This window comes from Amycolatopsis sp. cmx-11-12, from assembly GCF_046269425.1.
Taxonomy (GTDB): Bacteria; Actinomycetota; Actinomycetes; order Mycobacteriales; family Pseudonocardiaceae; genus Amycolatopsis.
Map to the genome: position 1 here is coordinate 263,096 of NZ_JADNQM010000010.1, position 15,244 is coordinate 278,339.

The window sequence follows — 15,244 nt, forward strand, 5'->3', positions numbered from 1 at the left end:
CGGCACAGCCGGATCGGTCCCGTTGCCCGCCCGGGGCGGGGGCAGCACGCAGCCTGGAAGCTCCCGTCGCCGCTGCCCGTGAACCGTCTCGCGCCGGCGAAGGTCCGCCCTCGGAATGGTGACGGTGATTCGCACACCCATTGCTCTATCTCCTTCCCGACCCACAACCATCAAGCTCGCCAAGGTCCAGGACGGAGCCACGCCGGACTCCGGAAAATAGCGAACGACGCAATGGTGATGCTAACCTCGAAGAATATCGGTTCCATCCGCCGAATGGTTGGCTATTTTCGTTCACCGGAATATGCACGTGCGGAATCTTTTTCTTTTGCACGAATGATCGTCTTCCCGCTTGCTCACCGCACGTGCACGACGGGAACCGTCTGTGAGCACATGAGACACAGCTCTCAGCCGAACGTGTGAAAGTTGTCGACTCGGGTCACGAAAAGGCTTCACATTGCGTTATCCATAGCTGAAGATCAACAGCAACCGAACGTAAGGGGCTGAAGCGTTGGACAAGGAAAGCGACCTCATCCGGGGGACGATCGTCTTCGGTCTGCGCACTTTCGGTGCGGACCCCCTCCCCGTCCACGCCGATCTCGAGTACGACCCGGAAGACCCCTACGCCGTCGTGGTGGCCTACCACTCGGGCGGCGGCACGGTCCGCTGGATGTTCGGCCGAGACTTGCTCGCGGACGGCCTCCTCACACCATCGGGTGAGGGCGACGTGATCATCAGCCCGGCCGACGACGCCTCGATCGTGATTTTCGCGCTCAGTGCGCCCGACGGCTGCGCGGTGCTCGAAGCGCCGGCGCAGGAGCTGGCCGAGTTCCTCGACCTCACCTACGACGTCGTGCCCGCCGGTTCCGAGCCGGAATGGTTCGACTTCGACCAGGAGATCGGCAAGCTCGTCACCGAGTCCTGATGGACCTAGCCGGGAGTCAGACCAGAGGACCAATCGCGGTCTCGACCGAGGGCTATCCACACCTCACCAGGGTGTTCTCGCGTGCTTGAAGGCGGAACACGCGTGCTTGGCGTTGATCCGCACCACGGGGTGGATGTTCCCAATGCCTCATTGGGAACACTGAGCGTCTCAAATGCGACATTGGGAACAGTGACCGCGAAGCACGCCAGCCTCAGCTGCCACGATTCACGCGCCAACCCGAAACGCCACTAACGACCACCGAACCGGGAGACACTGCCTAAGCCGGGAGTCAGACCACCGAGTCGACGAGGAATACCTGAGCGGCGGTGCCGTCGCACCGATCCTGGATGAGCTGCACGCCTGCCTCGCTGCTCCCCTTGTACACGCCGACACACCATTCCGCGCCCGCGGCCGATTTGAGCAGGTACCCCCGCACCGGCACCGTGACCGGCTCGAAGACGAACCGCTGATCGGGACGTCCTGGCTCGCAGTGGTCGCCGGCCAGCAACGTCGACGCGCTCGTGCCGCCATAGTCGACGGTCGCGCAGCCCTCTCCGTGCTCCGGGCTGTGCAGCAGCAGCCGGTACCCGCCCTCGACGGCCTCGACCGACATCGGCGGCGACGCCGTCGCGCAGTCCTGCTGGCCGAGCACGATCCGCTCCTCCCGCACGAACTTCTCCGGCCCTTCCCCGACGCACAGCCCGGTATGCGCGAGCCGTACCCGCGCGCGCCCGGTCGGCGGCGTGCCAAGGGACGCGTTCGCGGCCTCCGTGGCGGTGGTGAGGGGAGCCGGTGCCGACGAACTCGGCAGCGCCGCGGGCGGTTCCGGCGGCGGGTCGTCGAATACGAGCAGCCCGCCCGTCACCAGCGCCACGACGGCCACCACCCCGGCCGCCGCCCACAGCAACTTCGGCCGCTTTCCCCGCGGCTCCTCGGGAACGATCTCCGGTGCGACGGGCTCCGGTTCCGGTGCCTGTCCGGACGCGGCGAGGTCGGCCCTCGCCGCCAGCCAGCGTTCGACCGTGGCCTCGTCGGCACCACAGGCTCGGAGGAACGCCGCGAGCAGATCGGCTCTCGGCAAGGTGTCCCGCGAGAGCGCTCCGCTGATCGTCGAACTCGGCAACGGCGTACCCGCTTTCGCGGCCCGCCGTTCGAGGACTCGGTAGCTCAAGTCGGTGCGGGCGCGAAGGGTGCGCATCGCCGCGACGAACTCCGCGGCATCAGTGGCGTCACGCGGATCCGGCCAGTCCTCCACCACGTGCGGCTCCTCCCCAGGTCGGTGAACCCGGCTGAGTCTAGGGGTGTCCGGGACCGTCCGGAACCGTCCGGAAATGTTGCCCTGGCCGGGGCGGACGCCTTGATTCGGCGATGTCCACCGAACACGAGAGAGGACGATGCCGATGCCGAAACGTCGATTCCGCCCTGTCCGGCGACGCCGCTACCCCGGCCCGCTGGCTTGGGCCGGGTTCGCGGGAGGGGTGACCATGGGTGCGCTGGCGGCGACACTCATCGCCGGAAGCGACGAGCAGCCACCTCCGCCGGCCACTCAGCTCGCCGCGGGCGAGTTGCCGGAAGCGCTCAAGAACCTCGTCGCCGAGTATCTCGACGAGGAGGGGTACCGGCCGGCCGAGCCCGCTCCCCCGCCGCCACCGGCTCCCGCCGAGCTTCCTCCGGCACCCGCGCCCGCTGTGCCGGTACCCGTGCCGGTGGCCCCCGTCTCGACGCGGACCGGCGCGGAGGTCTGGCCGGTCGAGATCGTGCCGGAGCCGATCGCTCCGCCCGTTCGGGTTCCGCAGCCGGTGATCCAGGCCGTGGCGCCGGTCCTTCCACAGCCGGAAGCCGAGCCGGTCGCTGTTGCGGTCGCAGCACAACCGGAAGCCGAACCGGCCACTGCCGCAGTCGCAGCACAACCGGAAGCCGAACCGGCCACTGCCGCAGTCGCGACACAGCCGGAAGCCGAACCGGTGGCCGACGCTCAGCCGGAACCTGTCATGGCAGAGGAGCCTGTCGCCTTTGAGACGCGAGAGAGCAGCGTCGCGCCGGAAGAGGACACGGCTCCGATCATTCGCCATGCCGAGGCGGCTCCCGAGCCGACGGTCTGGGCGCCCACAACCGCCGACGCGATCGTCGTACCGGCGGAGCCCGAAGTCGAAGGCGGGACCGAATGAACCCGCTGGTGAAACCACCCCGAGTACTGGGAACCGGCACGCTCGCCTTCGCGGGCCTGCTGGCCGCCACCGTCCTGGCGTCCGGACTGTCGAGCGGTCTCGAATCCACGCTGGACACGGGAGTGCGGCAGGTCGCCTACGAGCCACCCGCGAAGAGCGCGAAAGAGAAGCTGAAGGCCAAGATCCTGGCGCAGATGCTCGACCTGGCCGCCCCGCTGGACCCGGCGGACCCGGACTACCAGCGGAAGTTGTACAAGCAGGTGCTGGCCAACCGGGCCATCACCAAGCTGGGCAGCGGCAGCGTGAGCATCTCCGCGGGCGATCTCCAGGGACTGGTGTCGGACGCCTTCGAGATCCACCGCCGGTCCCGGCAGACGGTCGATGGCCTGCGAAACCGTATGTCCACAGTGGACAAGCGGATCGCGGACCTGCGGCAGCAGGTCCGCGACGCGAAGACCGGGAAGGCCCGGGACAAGGCCACCGCGAAGCTGACGCGGGAGACGAACAGCCGCAAAGACCTGAACAAACTTCTCAAGAACGCCGAGCACCAGGCCAAGCCGTTCAACCGGGACGCCTACATCCGGAACCTCGAGCGGACGATCTGGGGACTCGAGCAGCAGACCGGCGGCAAACAGAGCGCGGCGACGAAAAAGAAGATCGAGCAGCGGCTCGCACAGGCCCGCGAGAACCTGAAGACGGCGATCGAGGATCGCGATGGCGGTGACGAAGGCGGCACCCCGGCCAAACGGGGTGACCCCAAGCAACCGCCGAAGAATCCGTCGACAGGGGCCGAGAAGACCACCACGACACCGCCTGCCGTCAAGCAGCAGGGGAAGGTCCGCGTTCCTACGTCCACCTCCGCCCTCGAGAAGGCTTTCCGCGGCGCCGGTCAGGTGCGGGCGGGACTCGGTCCCCTCCAGGGTGTGGCGCCGCCCTATTCCTTCAAGGAGGTTCACGACAACAAGTACCTGCCGACCGCTTACGCGTTCGCCCAAGCACTGCAGGACGCGCCGACGGAAAAGGACAGGAAGTCCGTCGAGGGCTCGATCCTGCGGCACGTCCTGCCCGACCCGCACAAGCGAAAGACGTTCCTCGAAGCGCTGCGCAACACCTATCGGCCGCAGATCGTGCCGGACGGCAAAGGCAACTACGTCAAGGCGGTCAACCCGATCCGGACGGATTGGGAGGAGCGCATCGCCAGGACGTACCCGGTGAAGGTCCCGACCCCACGCGAACGCGCCATCCGGAAACAAGAGCAGATCGACCGTGAGGACAACCAGCGCGGCGGTCCGGTCAAGAAGCCGGTTTACTCACGCAAGGACGCCATCCGCAAACAGGAACAGATCGATCGCACCGACCAGAAACGTGGCGTGACCGCCAAGAAGCACGTGACCACCCCACGCGAACGCGCCATCCGGAAACAGGAACAGATCGACCGCGCCGACACCCAACGCGGGATCGGCAAGACAACCGCGGCCAAGAAGCCGGCCGCTTCGAAGAAGCCGACAGGCAAGGGAGGCAGGAACATCCAGTCGGCTGTCTGAGAAATCTGGGGGTACGGGTAGCGGTGCCGTGCAGTGGGCGGCACCGCTACCCGTTTCGGCTCAGCCCAGCTCGCGGATACCCGGCACGACCTGTTCGGAGAACGAGCGCAGGAAGCGGTCCTGATCGTGGCCGGGGCCGTGGAAGACGAGGTGGTTGAAGCCCGCCTCGACGTACGGCTTGATCTGCTCGACGGCGTCCGCCGGGTCGGAGGTGACGATCCAGCGCTTCGCGACCTGCTCGATCGGCAGCGCGTCCGCGGCCTTCTCCATCTCGGCCGGGTCCTCGATGCCCGCCTTCTGCTCCGGCGTCAGCGAGAGCGGCGCCCAGAACCGGGTGTTCTCCAGCGCCTGCGCCGGATCCGGGTCGTAGGACAGCTTGATCTCGATCATCTTGTCGATGTCACCGGTGCTCCGGCCGACCTGCTCCGCGCCTTCCGCGACCGCGGGCAGCAGCTTCTCGGTGTAGAGGTCCATGCCCTTGCCGCTGGTGCAGATGAAGCCGTCGCCCTGCTTGCCGACGTACTTCGCCATCACCGGGCCGCCCGCCGCGATGTAGATCGGCACGCCGCCCTCGGGACGGTCGTACACGGTCGCGTCGGTGGTCTGGTAGTACTCGCCCTCGAACGTGACGCGCTCTTCCGTCCACAGTTTGCGCATCAGCTCGATCGCCTCGCGCAGCCGCGCGAACCGCTCCTTGAACGCGGGCCACTCGATGCGAGCGACCGCGACCTCGTTGAGCGCCTCACCGCTGCCGACACCGAGCAGCACCCTGCCGGGGTACAGGCTGCCGAGGGTGCCGAACGCCTGTGCCACCACGGCCGGGTTGTAGCGGAAGGTCGCGGTCAGCACGCTGGTGCCGAGAACGACCCGCTCGGTACGCTCGCCGACCGCCGCCATCCACGCGAACGAGAACGGCGCGTGCCCGCCTTGGTGGCGCCATGGCTGGAAATGGTCGCTGACCATCACGCTGTCCAGCCCGACCTGCTCGGCGAGCACGGAGTACTCGACGAGGTCGCGCGGGCCGAACTGTTCGGCCGACGCCTTGTAACCGATCTTCAGTGCCATCCGGGTCACCGCCTGGGCTCTTGGGGTTGTTCCGCTCTTCACCTTGGCACAGAGTCGATCAGGTCCGCCCATGCCTCGACGGGGTGAAGGGTGTCGGGAACACCACTCGACCGACGGGAATGCGGCGCACCGCAACCAGAGGACTACTTGCGGAACGTGGAAAGGCCCCGTGCCCACCCTCGCCTTCCGGGACCGGCACGTGGTGATGAACTGTGCCGTTTGCACCGTCACCTGTGCACTGTGCTGGGCGGAGTTGTGATCGGGGAGTCGAACCCCACGCTGCCCGCCACGTGCCAGGAGGTGGGCCGGTGAACCGCCGGCCCTCGGCTTGTGCCCGCTTCCCGGAGGGCTACCTGCTTTCCACGTTCAGTCCAGGAGGTCGGTCTCCCAGTTGGTGCGCTGGATCTCGACGTCGACCACCCGGATCTCCCCCGCGACCCGGTCCGCGCGAGTTCGCAGTTCCGCGACCGGGAGCGCGGAGAGATACCGGAGTTCCGAACGGAGCTGACGCCCGTAGCCGCCTTGGTTGCGGCCCGCCGCGGCGTCCGCGGCCGCGGTGAGGACGCCATGCCGGAGCCGGAGGACGTCGCGGCGCGCGATCGCGTCGGTGATCGTGCCTTCCCCGAGCGGGGTCGCGGCGTTGGTCCGGTTGATCCGCTGGATCAACGATTCCAGTTCGCCCAGCGCGGTTTCGGCGTCAACGAGCAAGGCGGCCGCGTTCTCCGCGGGCTCCTCGCCCTCTTGGTGCCGCGCGTTGTCGACGATCCGGGCGTGCAACGCCTCCACTTTCTTCGTCGCGTCGGCGCGCAGAGCAAGCGCTTCGGCCAGTTTGATCCGGGACATGCCGTGAAGTATCGCGAAGATCGCCGGCCGAAGCACCTGGTTTTCAGCCCGCCAGGGAATGCTTCCGATAGTCCGCACCGGGCTCCGTGTACTCGATCCCGTTCTCGTCCATGGCGTTGAAAACGGTGAACCGCCCTTTCGGGAAGACGAAGCCGAGCGCCACCATGCCGTCGGCCACGTCCCGGGTGCCGCACTGGAGCAGTTCGACGTCCTGGAGAACCTGACCGTCCAAAGCGGACAGTTCGGGGTAGATGTCCTGCCGCCACCGGAGCGGGCTCGGTTCCGCCGGGTCACCCCAGTCCCATTCGGACTTGCCGTACGGGTCGATCGTGTTCCAGGTCAGGGAAAGCTCGTCGAACCTCCAGTGCGTGATCTCGAGCCGTTCGTCACCGAAGTCCACCACGACCGGCGCGTCCTGAAGCCATTCGCCGTATTCGACGAACCAGGTCAGGTGGACGCACTGGAGCCGCTTGCCCACCAGCGCGCGCAACCGGTCCCCGTGGGCTCTCCGGATCGTCTCGAGTCCGGAGAGCCACCCGGGTTCGTAACCCTCGATGTCGAAGAAAGCCATCCGGCGAGTATGCCGGTGATCAGCAGGAACCCGGCACCGGTTTCCCGGCGAGCCGGTCGTTGACGTAGGCCAGCGCGCCGGGCGCGCCCTGGACCGCCACGGTGACGTGCTCTCCGACGGGGATCCGGTCGTACTTGATCTTCACCCCGGCCGCGCAGTACTTCGCGACCAGCTTGTCGACCGGCGGGATCGGCGTCAGTTCGTCGAAGATCCCTTGGTAGAAGTACGTCGGCGAACCCGGCTTGTGCCCGCCCATGACGTTCTGGGCGATCACCTGTTTCACCGCCGGGACGTCGAGCAGTTCCGGCACGGTCACGTAGTCGGCCATGCGACGGAACGCCTGCCCGACGCTGAACTGGTTGATGCACTGCTTCCCGACTTCGGCGAACGCCGCTTTGCCGCGCGCGTTGAGCAGGGTCTCGAGATCGATCTCCGGATACGCCCGGCTGAGTCCGACGGCCGCTCCGATGTAGACACCCGACAGCGGCCCGCCGTCGATCTGCCGCGCGATGTACCCCATGTCGGCCGGGACCCCGCCCGCCGCGACACCGGCGAACTTCAGTTCCGGCGCGTACGACGGCTGGATCTCGTTGGCCCACTGGCTCGCCAGCGCGCCACCGGAGTAGCCCATCAACGCCGTCGGCGTCTCCGCGCCGTTCAGCCGCGCGGGCGCGAACCGTTGTGCCGCACGGATTCCGTCGAGGACGCCGTGCGCGGTGTTGAGCCCGGCCGTCCATTGTGAATCGGGGCCCTCGTAGTCCGCGGTGACGACGGTGTGCCCGGCGGCGAGCAGCGGCACCATCAGGGCGAGTTCCTCGGCTGGCAGGGCCAGCCCGGTCCGGAGCACGTAGGACGGCGCGCAATCGGTGCTGAGACCGTCCTGCGCTGTCTGGTACGAGACGAGCTTGCGCGGCCCCGGCGGTGGGACGAGTGGCTGCAGGACGGTCGCGACGTCGGCGATCGGCCTGCCCCGGGTGTCGGTGGACTTGTACTTGACCTGCCAGGCCCGGATCGGCAGCGGCAAGGCGAGCGCCCGGACGGTGACCGGCCGGGAGTCGAGCACGGTGCCCGGTGCGACGTCGGGGAACGGCGACGGCTGGGCGTAGAAGGGATCGTTCCGGGGATTCTGCGGGAAATCGGCGGCACGGACGGGTGGTGCGGCGACCACCAGGGTGGCGAGGGCGACGAAGGCTGCGGCCAGGACGGCCATTGCGCGGCGCACGTCGACGGTGACTGCGAACACGGGACCTCCAACTCAATACCGATCGGTATCGAGTTGCCTGACTACCATATGAGCCAGATCACAGTCAAGGTCCGGAGTCCGAGTTCAGCGGGTTGTACCCTCCGGATCCATGGCCGCTTCCCGTCCTCCGCGCACCCGTCCGAGCCGGGCCGAAACCCGGCGGCGCGTGCTCGACGCGGCGACCGCCGTGTTCGCCCGTCAAGGCATCGCGGGGACCTCACTCAACGACATCGCGGCCGAAGCCGGGCTCACCAAAGGCGCCGTCTACTCGAATTTCAGCGGCCGCGACGACCTGGTGCTGACGATCATGGAAGAGCACATCGTCGACCGGATGGGTGCCGCCACCGCGGTCTTCGACGAGATCGCCGATCTGGAGGAGGCGACGGCCGAGGCGGGCGCCCGCTTGCTGAGCGGAATCGGCACCGACGCCACCTGGCATCGGCTGCTGCTGGAGTACTGGGGCCTGGCGATGCGGGATCCGGCGATCCACGCGGGTTTCGCGGAACGCCGCGCCCGGCTGCGGGAGGCCATCACCCGCGCGATCCGCAAGGCCGCCGGGGCGCATTCGGTGGAACTGCCGCTCCCGGCCGAACAACTCGCGGTGGTGATCCTCGCGCTGTCGAACGGTCTCGCCGTCGAACGCGGGGTGGACGCCGACGCGGTCCCCGAAACGCTCTTCACCGACGTCCTGCGACTCCTGATCACGCCGCGCCCCACCTGATCGGCGGATCTCGCCCTTCCGTGGCACCGTGGAGAGATGCGAACCCGGATGCTCGCCGTCACCGTCGACTGCCGTGAAGCCGAGGCGCTGGCCGCGTTCTGGAAGGAAGCACTCGGCTACCCCGAAACCGAGCGGTGGACGGACAGTCACGGAGTGACCTATGTCGAGCTGAAGAGCCCGGACGTCCCGAGCCTGCTCTTCCAGCCGGTGCCCGAGGAGAAATCCGGCAAGAACCGGCTGCACCTCGACGTCTCCCCCACCGAACTCGAGCAACGCGAAGAAGTCGCCCGGCTCGTGTCACTCGGCGCCAAGATCGTCGACGACCCCGAGGGGGATCCCTGGGTGATCATGGCCGATCCGGAAGACAACGAGTTCTGCGTACTCCCCCGCCGCTGAAGCCCCTGGTCCGGAATGGACTCAGGCGGCCTCCTCGCCGGATCGGACCGCGGGCCGGGAGTGCAGCCCGAGCATCTCCAGCAGCATCCGGCAATCCGTCGCGTCGCGGGCGTTCGCGACCACCGCCTCGGTCGCCTTGCGCAGCACCACCGCGCGCACGGCCGTCGCGCCGCCGTCGACCAGTTCCCCGGCCGGGCGTAATTTCTCGTACGGGTTCCCCATGACCCACCTCCGTCTTCCCTGTCGTTGATACCCGATCCGAGCTGAGAAGGCCTCTGCCTTCGTGCGGTCCGGGTGGGTTTCTCCCTAGAATGGCGCCATTCGTACTAACGGACGGAGCAGGGAACTGACCACCGAGTTGCGCGGGGAGATCGTGATTCTGACCCCGGTCACCGAAGCCCACGTCCCGGAACTGCGGCGGATCCGCGGCACGGCCGAGGTCGGCGCGCGCTGGGGTTCGGTCGAGGACTCCCCCACCTGGCCGTTCGACGACCCGACGACGGCCTGCTTCACCGTCCTGGAGGACGGGGTCGTGCGGGGCTTCGTCCAGCACGGCGAGGAAGAGGACCCGATGTACCGGCACGCGTCGATCGACCTCTTCCTCGATCCGGCGGCGCACGGCCGGGGGCTGGGCACGGACACCGTCCGCACGCTGGCCCGCCATCTGGTGCACGATCGCGGGCATCACCGGCTGGTGATCGATCCCGCCGTGGACAACGACGCCGCGATCCGCTGCTACAAGGCCGTCGGTTTCCGCGAGGTCGGGGTGATGCGCCGCTACGAGCGCGACACCGTCGGCGATGGCTGGCACGACGGGCTGTTGATGGATTTGCTCGCCGAAGACCTCACGTAGCGCGTCAGCGCGACTCCGATCAGCACCACCACCATCCCGGCGAGCACCCGTAGGCCGAGTTCCTCGCCGAGCACGAGCGCGCCCAGCGCGACCGAAACGACCGGGAGCAGGTAGCCGACGGTCGCCGCGGAGGTCGCGCCTTCGTCCTCGATGAGCCGGTAGTTGAGGTAGAAGGTGATGCCGGTACCGAAGATCCCGAGGACGACGACGGCGACCAACGCCGTCACGTTCAGCGGTCCGGTCGGTGTCGCGTCGAACGGCAGCGCGAGCGCGCTCAGTACGGTGGCGGTCAGCAACTGCGCGGCGGAGATCGCGATCGGCCCGCCCTGACCGACGAGTTTCCGCCCCATGTAAGCGAAAGCGATGGCGTAGCTGACGCCGGCGCCGAGCAGTGCCAGCGTCCCCCAGCCGAGCAGGCCGCTCTTCTGCCAGGGCGCGAAGATCAGCACGATGCCGGCGAAACCGAGGATCAGCCCGCCGACGCGGATCGCGGTGATCCGGCGTTCGCCGCCGATCCCGATGCCGATCAGCAACGACCACAACGGGGTCGTCGCGTTCATCACGCCGGCGATACCGGAATCCACGGTGAGTTCGCCGATGCCGAACAACGCGAACGGCAGGGCGTTGCAGAAGAAGGCGGCGACGAGGAGCCTGCCCCAGATCCGGCGCTCACGCGGAAGGCGTTGCCCGGCCCAGCGGCTCAATACGAGAAGGACGGCCGCGCCGAGGGCGCAGCGGACGACGGTGACCTGGATGGGCGAGAGCCCGGTCAACGCGAGTTTGATCCACAGGAACCCCGATCCCCACAACAGGGCGAGAACGCCCATCCGGACCAGGGTTCCTGGCGCGCCGATGCTCACTTAGTTCCTTTCGCCGGGCCGCTCGATACCTCTCCAAGCTGCCTCGGACGACTCATCAGGACAAGTGAAAAGATCTACACCGACGTTAAGCGGTCCTACATGTTCCGAAAGGTCACGGTCGTGGCCGCCGGGAAAGGCGGCCACGACCGGCTTCCGAGGAGATCACTACTCGCCCGGTTGTTCGCAAGGCGGAACAGGGCCTGCTCACATTTCGCGGTCGCGCATGATCCACCTCCCTTTCGACTGGCGCACCGGTGGGGAACGGGCGCGTTCTCGCACAGTTTGGGGGCTGTCTTCGCACCTCCGCGCACCCGGTGGCCGTGTTGTGACCCATGTAATGGGAAGGTTGTCGCACGTGGAGCCGTTCCGCCCAGCGGCGATTCGGCAGATGGCCCTGCCAGCCGTCGCGCCGCTGTGGCACGATCTGCCGCGGAGCAGGGAGAAAGGTGCTTCTGGTGACCGAGAATTCCGGCTCGGCCAGATCCGGGGATACCTGGAAAGCACGGGCGGAACCCAGGCCGGTTTCGACGGCCGCGGGGGCTTTCGGACGCGCGCTGCGCCAACGGCGACAGGCCAAAGGGCTGGCTCTGCGCGATCTCCAGAAACTCGCCTATGTCGACAAAAGTCTCATCAGCCGGGTCGAACGCGGCCTCACCCCGCCGAGTGCGGAATTCGCCGAATCCTGCGATCGCGCGCTGGAGGCGGGCGGGACACTGATCGTGCTCGCCGAAGCCGCCCGCGCGGAACCGTATGTTCATCTTCCCCCGGCACCGAGCCATTTCGTCGGCCGTGAAGAACACTTCGCCTTGCTCGACACCCTGCTCGACAAAAGAGTGCCCACCGGACCGGCCAAAGTGGTCTTCGTGGCCGGGCCACCCGGGGTCGGCAAGACCGCGCTCGTGCTGAAATGGGCGAACCGGCGGCAGGAGGAGTTCGACGGCGTCCTCTGGTCGGATCTGCGTGGCTACGCGGCGGGCTCCCCCGCGCAACCCGCCGACATCCTCGACGATCTCCTCCGCTGCGTCGGTGTCCGTCCCGACCGCATCCCCGCCGAGGAGCACATGCGGCTCGCGCTCCTGCGCGGCCTGCTGCGCGGGCAGCAGACCCTCGTCGTGCTGGACAACGCCCTCGACTCGCATCAGGTCCGGCCGGTGCTCCCCGGCACCCCCGGCACCACCGTGCTGATCACCAGCAGGCGACGGCTCTCGGGGCTGGTCGTCGGCAGCGGCGCGGTCGGAGTTTCCTTGGACCCGCTGGAAGATCTCGAAGCGACACGGCTCATGGCCGACCTCATCGGCGACGAACGCGCGGCGAGCGATCCCGAAGGCGTCGGCAGGCTCGTCCGGCTGTGCGCGGCGCTGCCGCTGGCGGTGAACATCGCCGCCGAACGGGTCGCCACGCATCCGCATCAGAGTGTCGGGGACCTCGCCCGCGAACTCGTCGCCGAGGGGCGGCGGCTGGAACTGCTCGCGGTCGACGACGACGCCGTCGGGGTCCGGGCCGCTTTCAGCTGGTCCTACCGCGCGCTCGAAGCCGACACCGCCCGCATGTTCCGGCTGCTCGGCCTCCACCCCGGCCCGCGGTTCACCGCGGACGCGGCGGCCGCGCTCGCCGGGTTGCCGGGACACGACGCGCGACGGCTCGTGGACAAACTCGTGCAGGCACATCTCGTCCAGCAGGTCGGCGCCCAGTACTACCGGTTCCACGACCTGCTCCGCGTCTACGCCGCCGAAGAGGCCGCCTCCGGGCAATGGCGGGAAGAGCGGCAGGCGGCGGTTTCGCGACTGACCCACTGGTACCTCTACGCGGCCAACGCGGCGAGCTGGACGCTGACGCCTGCCCGCGACCACCACATCGACCTCGGCCCCGCCCCCGAAGGTGTCGAGCCGATCCGGTTCGACACCTTCGACGAGGCCTACATCTGGTGCGCGTCGGAGATGCCGAGCATCACCGGCGTCGCGCGGCTGGCGCTGGACCACGGGCTGTACGAGATCGGCTGGCGGCTGCCGGTGGAGATGTTCGACTACCACCTGCTCGGCAGGCCGTGGCAGACCTGGATCTCCAGCCACGACGTGGCGATCGAGTCCGCGGAGGCGGGCGGCGACCTCGGCGGGCTGGCGTGGTCGGCGATCAACCTCGCCGAGGCGCACCGGCGGCGCGGTGACCTCGACCGCGCGCACGAGCTGTACAGCCAGGCCGTCGACATCTCCGGTGAGATCGGCGAGAACCCGAGCCTTGGCTGGGCGCTGGTGGGGCTCGGCAACATCGCGCACGAGCGGGAGGACTACGCCGAAGCCGTGCGGCTGATCGAACAGAGCGTGGCGGTGAACGCCCGGATCGGCTACCAGCTCGGTGAAGCGACCGCGCGGGTCCACCTCGGCCGCGCCTACCGCGACCTCGGTGAACGAGACCTCGCGCTCGACCACGGGCTTTGCGCCTTCGACGCCTATGCGAAGGACGCCGACCAGCACGGCATGGGCTTCGCGCTGGTGCCGCTCGCCAGGACCTGCCGCCGGTTCGGCGATCCGGAACAGGCGCTCGGGTACTGCGAGCAGGCGTTGACCGCCTACCGGAACTGCGGCGACGTCTGGGGCCAGGCCGACGCGCTCGACGAACGCGGTTGCGCACTGGCCGCGCTGGGCCGCACCGAAGAGGCCATGACGGTCTGGCGCGACGCGCTCCAGCTCGTCATGGATCTCGACGACCGGAAGGCGAACGTGCTGCGGGGCCGCCTCGAAGGCGCCGTCTAGAGCTTCACCGGCAGGTTGTGCAGGCCGCGGGTGATCGCGCTCGGCCACCACACGAGCCGGTCTTCGGGCACGGTCAGCGTCATCGACGGCGCGCGGTCGAACAAGGTCTCCAAGGCCGCGGACGCCTGCATCCGCGCGAGCGCGGCGCCGATGCAGATATGCGGACCGAGCCCGAAGGCGACGTGCCGCACCGGCCGCTCGCCCGGGCGGAAGGCGAGCGGTTCGGGGTGGACCTCCGGGTCGCGATTGGCCGCCAGCAACGACAACAGGATCGGGTCGCCCGCCTCCATCCGCTGCCCGGCGAGTTCCATCGGCTCGGTGACGAAACGCCAGCTGGTGTTCTGAAGCGGGGTGTCGCGGCGCAGGACCTCTTCGATGACGAGCGTCAGATGGGAGCCGTCGTCGCGGGCGCGGGCCGCCTCCTCGGGATGGGTGATGAGGGTCAGCGCGGTGGAGGCGATGAGACTGATCGTCGTCTCGTGCCCGGCGATCAGCGACAGGAACGCCGTCGCCGCGACCTCTTCTTCGGTGAGCTTGCCGTCGGCCTCCTGGGTGAGCAGGTCGCTGATCAGGTCCGCGCCCGGTTCGACGCGTTTCCGCGCGACGACGTCGGCGAGCAGTTCGTCCAGCGCGTCGGTCGCTTTGAGCATCGACGGCATGTCGGTGACGTCGCCGGCGGCGACCACCAGTGCGGGCGGGCGGACCTCGTCCAGGAGGGTGTCGGGGATGCCGATCAGTTCGCAGATCGACCGGATTCCCAGCGGGTACGCGAAATCTTCGACGAGGTCGCCCTCGCCGCGCTCCAGGATCGGGTCGAGCAGCTCGTTCGCGAGCTGATGCGTGCGGTCGCGCATATGTTGCAGCCGCCGCGGGCCGAAGGCACCGGCGCAGGCCTTGCGCAGCCGCGCGTGTTCGTCGCCCTCGACGTTGTTCATATGCCCGATGAGCGTCGGCCGGTGGTCGGCGGGCAACCCGAGATTGGCCTTGCGCCAGTGTTCCGCGGCCACGGACGGGCATTTGGACAGCCGGGGGTCGGCCATCGCGGAAACGACGTCCGCGTGCCGGGTCAGGAGCCAGGTCCAGGTGTCGCCGGGCAGCGGAAGCCGGAACGCCGGGGCGTTCGCGCGCAACCATTCGTAGGCGGGTGACGGATCCCTGTCGAAATCCGGACCGAACATCACAGGGACCGCGTCGGCGTCGTATGCGGCATCGGACATACGAGCCACCCTGCCAGCTTGTGGCGGTATCGCGTCCGGCGAACGCAGGCATTGGGCTGTCTCACGCGATCGTCAACGCGGTCCCCCTGTC

At 68.4% G+C, this 15,244-nt stretch carries 15 protein-coding genes; 7 read left to right on the forward strand and 8 right to left on the reverse strand.

The features are described 5' to 3' along the window. Nucleotides 1-508 precede the first annotated feature (508 nt). Entirely contained in the window at nt 509-922 is a 414-nt protein-coding gene (locus tag ACLARN_RS17000; protein WP_409492373.1) for an SsgA family sporulation/cell division regulator, read from the forward strand. Nucleotides 923-1,211: 289 nt separating this feature from the next. Here the strand turns inward: ACLARN_RS17000 and ACLARN_RS17005 are convergent, their stop codons facing one another. Beyond that, the gene (locus ACLARN_RS17005; RefSeq protein ID WP_409492374.1) at nt 1,212-2,180 is read right to left on the reverse strand and encodes a hypothetical protein; all 969 of its coding nucleotides are present in this window, start codon (nt 2,178-2,180) and stop codon (nt 1,212-1,214) included. A gap of 142 nt (nt 2,181-2,322) precedes the next feature. Here ACLARN_RS17005 and ACLARN_RS17010 point away from each other — a divergent pair, with 142 nt between their 5' ends. Together ACLARN_RS17010 and ACLARN_RS17015 are read left to right on the forward strand one after the other, a co-directional pair. Further along, entirely contained in the window at nt 2,323-3,090 is a 768-nt protein-coding gene (locus ACLARN_RS17010) for a hypothetical protein (RefSeq protein WP_409492375.1), read from the forward strand. Further along, complete coding sequence (locus ACLARN_RS17015; RefSeq protein WP_409492376.1) at nt 3,087-4,634, forward strand: hypothetical protein; 1,548 nt, start codon at nt 3,087-3,089, stop codon at nt 4,632-4,634. Before ACLARN_RS17010 ends, ACLARN_RS17015 begins: the two co-directional genes overlap by 4 nt. Before the next feature lie 60 nt (nt 4,635-4,694). On the opposite strand, the gene fgd is transcribed toward ACLARN_RS17015, so the two are convergent. From fgd to ACLARN_RS17035, 4 genes are all read right to left on the reverse strand, one after another. Beyond that, on the reverse strand, nt 4,695-5,699 hold the full coding sequence (gene fgd, locus ACLARN_RS17020; RefSeq protein ID WP_409492377.1) for a glucose-6-phosphate dehydrogenase (coenzyme-F420): 1,005 nt from the start codon (nt 5,697-5,699) through the stop codon (nt 4,695-4,697). A gap of 366 nt (nt 5,700-6,065) precedes the next feature. Then, nucleotides 6,066-6,542 carry a DIP1984 family protein gene (locus ACLARN_RS17025; RefSeq protein ID WP_409492378.1) on the reverse strand — a complete coding sequence of 159 codons (477 nt, stop codon included), beginning with the start codon at nt 6,540-6,542 and terminating at the stop codon, nt 6,066-6,068. Between the two features lie 43 nt (nt 6,543-6,585). Continuing rightward, nucleotides 6,586-7,113 (reverse strand): hypothetical protein, encoded by a 528-nt coding sequence (locus ACLARN_RS17030; protein ID WP_409492379.1) that lies wholly within the window; start codon nt 7,111-7,113, stop codon nt 6,586-6,588. Between the two features lie 19 nt (nt 7,114-7,132). After that, a complete protein-coding gene (locus ACLARN_RS17035) occupies nt 7,133-8,356 on the reverse strand; it encodes a lipase family protein (RefSeq protein ID WP_409492380.1) in 1,224 nt (407 codons plus the stop codon). Nucleotides 8,357-8,465: 109 nt separating this feature from the next. Between ACLARN_RS17035 and ACLARN_RS17040 the strand changes: the two genes are divergently transcribed. Both ACLARN_RS17040 and ACLARN_RS17045 read left to right on the forward strand, forming a co-directional pair. Further along, nucleotides 8,466-9,077 carry a TetR/AcrR family transcriptional regulator gene (locus ACLARN_RS17040; protein WP_409492381.1) on the forward strand — a complete coding sequence of 204 codons (612 nt, stop codon included), beginning with the start codon at nt 8,466-8,468 and terminating at the stop codon, nt 9,075-9,077. A gap of 36 nt (nt 9,078-9,113) precedes the next feature. After that, on the forward strand, nt 9,114-9,473 hold the full coding sequence (locus ACLARN_RS17045) for a VOC family protein (RefSeq protein WP_409492382.1): 360 nt from the start codon (nt 9,114-9,116) through the stop codon (nt 9,471-9,473). Nucleotides 9,474-9,494: 21 nt separating this feature from the next. On the opposite strand, the gene ACLARN_RS17050 is transcribed toward ACLARN_RS17045, so the two are convergent. After that, nucleotides 9,495-9,695 carry a hypothetical protein gene (locus tag ACLARN_RS17050; protein ID WP_409492383.1) on the reverse strand — a complete coding sequence of 67 codons (201 nt, stop codon included), beginning with the start codon at nt 9,693-9,695 and terminating at the stop codon, nt 9,495-9,497. A 124-nt stretch (nt 9,696-9,819) separates the two neighbouring features. Here ACLARN_RS17050 and ACLARN_RS17055 point away from each other — a divergent pair, with 124 nt between their 5' ends. Next, a complete protein-coding gene (locus tag ACLARN_RS17055) occupies nt 9,820-10,326 on the forward strand; it encodes a GNAT family N-acetyltransferase (RefSeq protein ID WP_409492411.1) in 507 nt (168 codons plus the stop codon). On the opposite strand, the gene ACLARN_RS17060 is transcribed toward ACLARN_RS17055, so the two are convergent. Continuing rightward, nucleotides 10,251-11,186 carry a DMT family transporter gene (locus tag ACLARN_RS17060; protein ID WP_409492384.1) on the reverse strand — a complete coding sequence of 312 codons (936 nt, stop codon included), beginning with the start codon at nt 11,184-11,186 and terminating at the stop codon, nt 10,251-10,253. The two genes, ACLARN_RS17055 and ACLARN_RS17060, sit on opposite strands and share 76 nt — an antisense overlap. Before the next feature lie 455 nt (nt 11,187-11,641). Here ACLARN_RS17060 and ACLARN_RS17065 point away from each other — a divergent pair, with 455 nt between their 5' ends. Beyond that, the gene (locus tag ACLARN_RS17065) at nt 11,642-13,936 is read left to right on the forward strand and encodes a tetratricopeptide repeat protein (RefSeq protein ID WP_409492385.1); all 2,295 of its coding nucleotides are present in this window, start codon (nt 11,642-11,644) and stop codon (nt 13,934-13,936) included. Here the strand turns inward: ACLARN_RS17065 and ACLARN_RS17070 are convergent. Then, the gene (locus ACLARN_RS17070; protein WP_409492386.1) at nt 13,933-15,153 is read right to left on the reverse strand and encodes a cytochrome P450 family protein; all 1,221 of its coding nucleotides are present in this window, start codon (nt 15,151-15,153) and stop codon (nt 13,933-13,935) included. The two genes, ACLARN_RS17065 and ACLARN_RS17070, sit on opposite strands and share 4 nt — an antisense overlap. Nucleotides 15,154-15,244 lie beyond the last annotated feature (91 nt).

Excerpts from the sequence above, each read along its gene's own strand:
- ACLARN_RS17040 (WP_409492381.1), top strand. The coding sequence starts at position 8,466 with ATGGCCGCTTCCCGTCCTCCGCGCACCCGTCCGAGCCGGGCCGAAACC.
- fgd (WP_409492377.1), bottom strand. The coding sequence starts at position 5,699 with ATGGCACTGAAGATCGGTTACAAGGCGTCGGCCGAACAGTTCGGCCCG.
- ACLARN_RS17015 (WP_409492376.1), top strand. The coding sequence starts at position 3,087 with ATGAACCCGCTGGTGAAACCACCCCGAGTACTGGGAACCGGCACGCTC.
- ACLARN_RS17045 (WP_409492382.1), top strand. The coding sequence starts at position 9,114 with ATGCGAACCCGGATGCTCGCCGTCACCGTCGACTGCCGTGAAGCCGAG.
- ACLARN_RS17025 (WP_409492378.1), bottom strand. The coding sequence starts at position 6,542 with ATGTCCCGGATCAAACTGGCCGAAGCGCTTGCTCTGCGCGCCGACGCG.
- ACLARN_RS17010 (WP_409492375.1), top strand. The coding sequence starts at position 2,323 with ATGCCGAAACGTCGATTCCGCCCTGTCCGGCGACGCCGCTACCCCGGC.
- ACLARN_RS17070 (WP_409492386.1), bottom strand. The coding sequence starts at position 15,153 with ATGTCCGATGCCGCATACGACGCCGACGCGGTCCCTGTGATGTTCGGT.
- ACLARN_RS17050 (WP_409492383.1), bottom strand. The coding sequence starts at position 9,695 with ATGGGGAACCCGTACGAGAAATTACGCCCGGCCGGGGAACTGGTCGAC.
- ACLARN_RS17030 (WP_409492379.1), bottom strand. The coding sequence starts at position 7,113 with ATGGCTTTCTTCGACATCGAGGGTTACGAACCCGGGTGGCTCTCCGGA.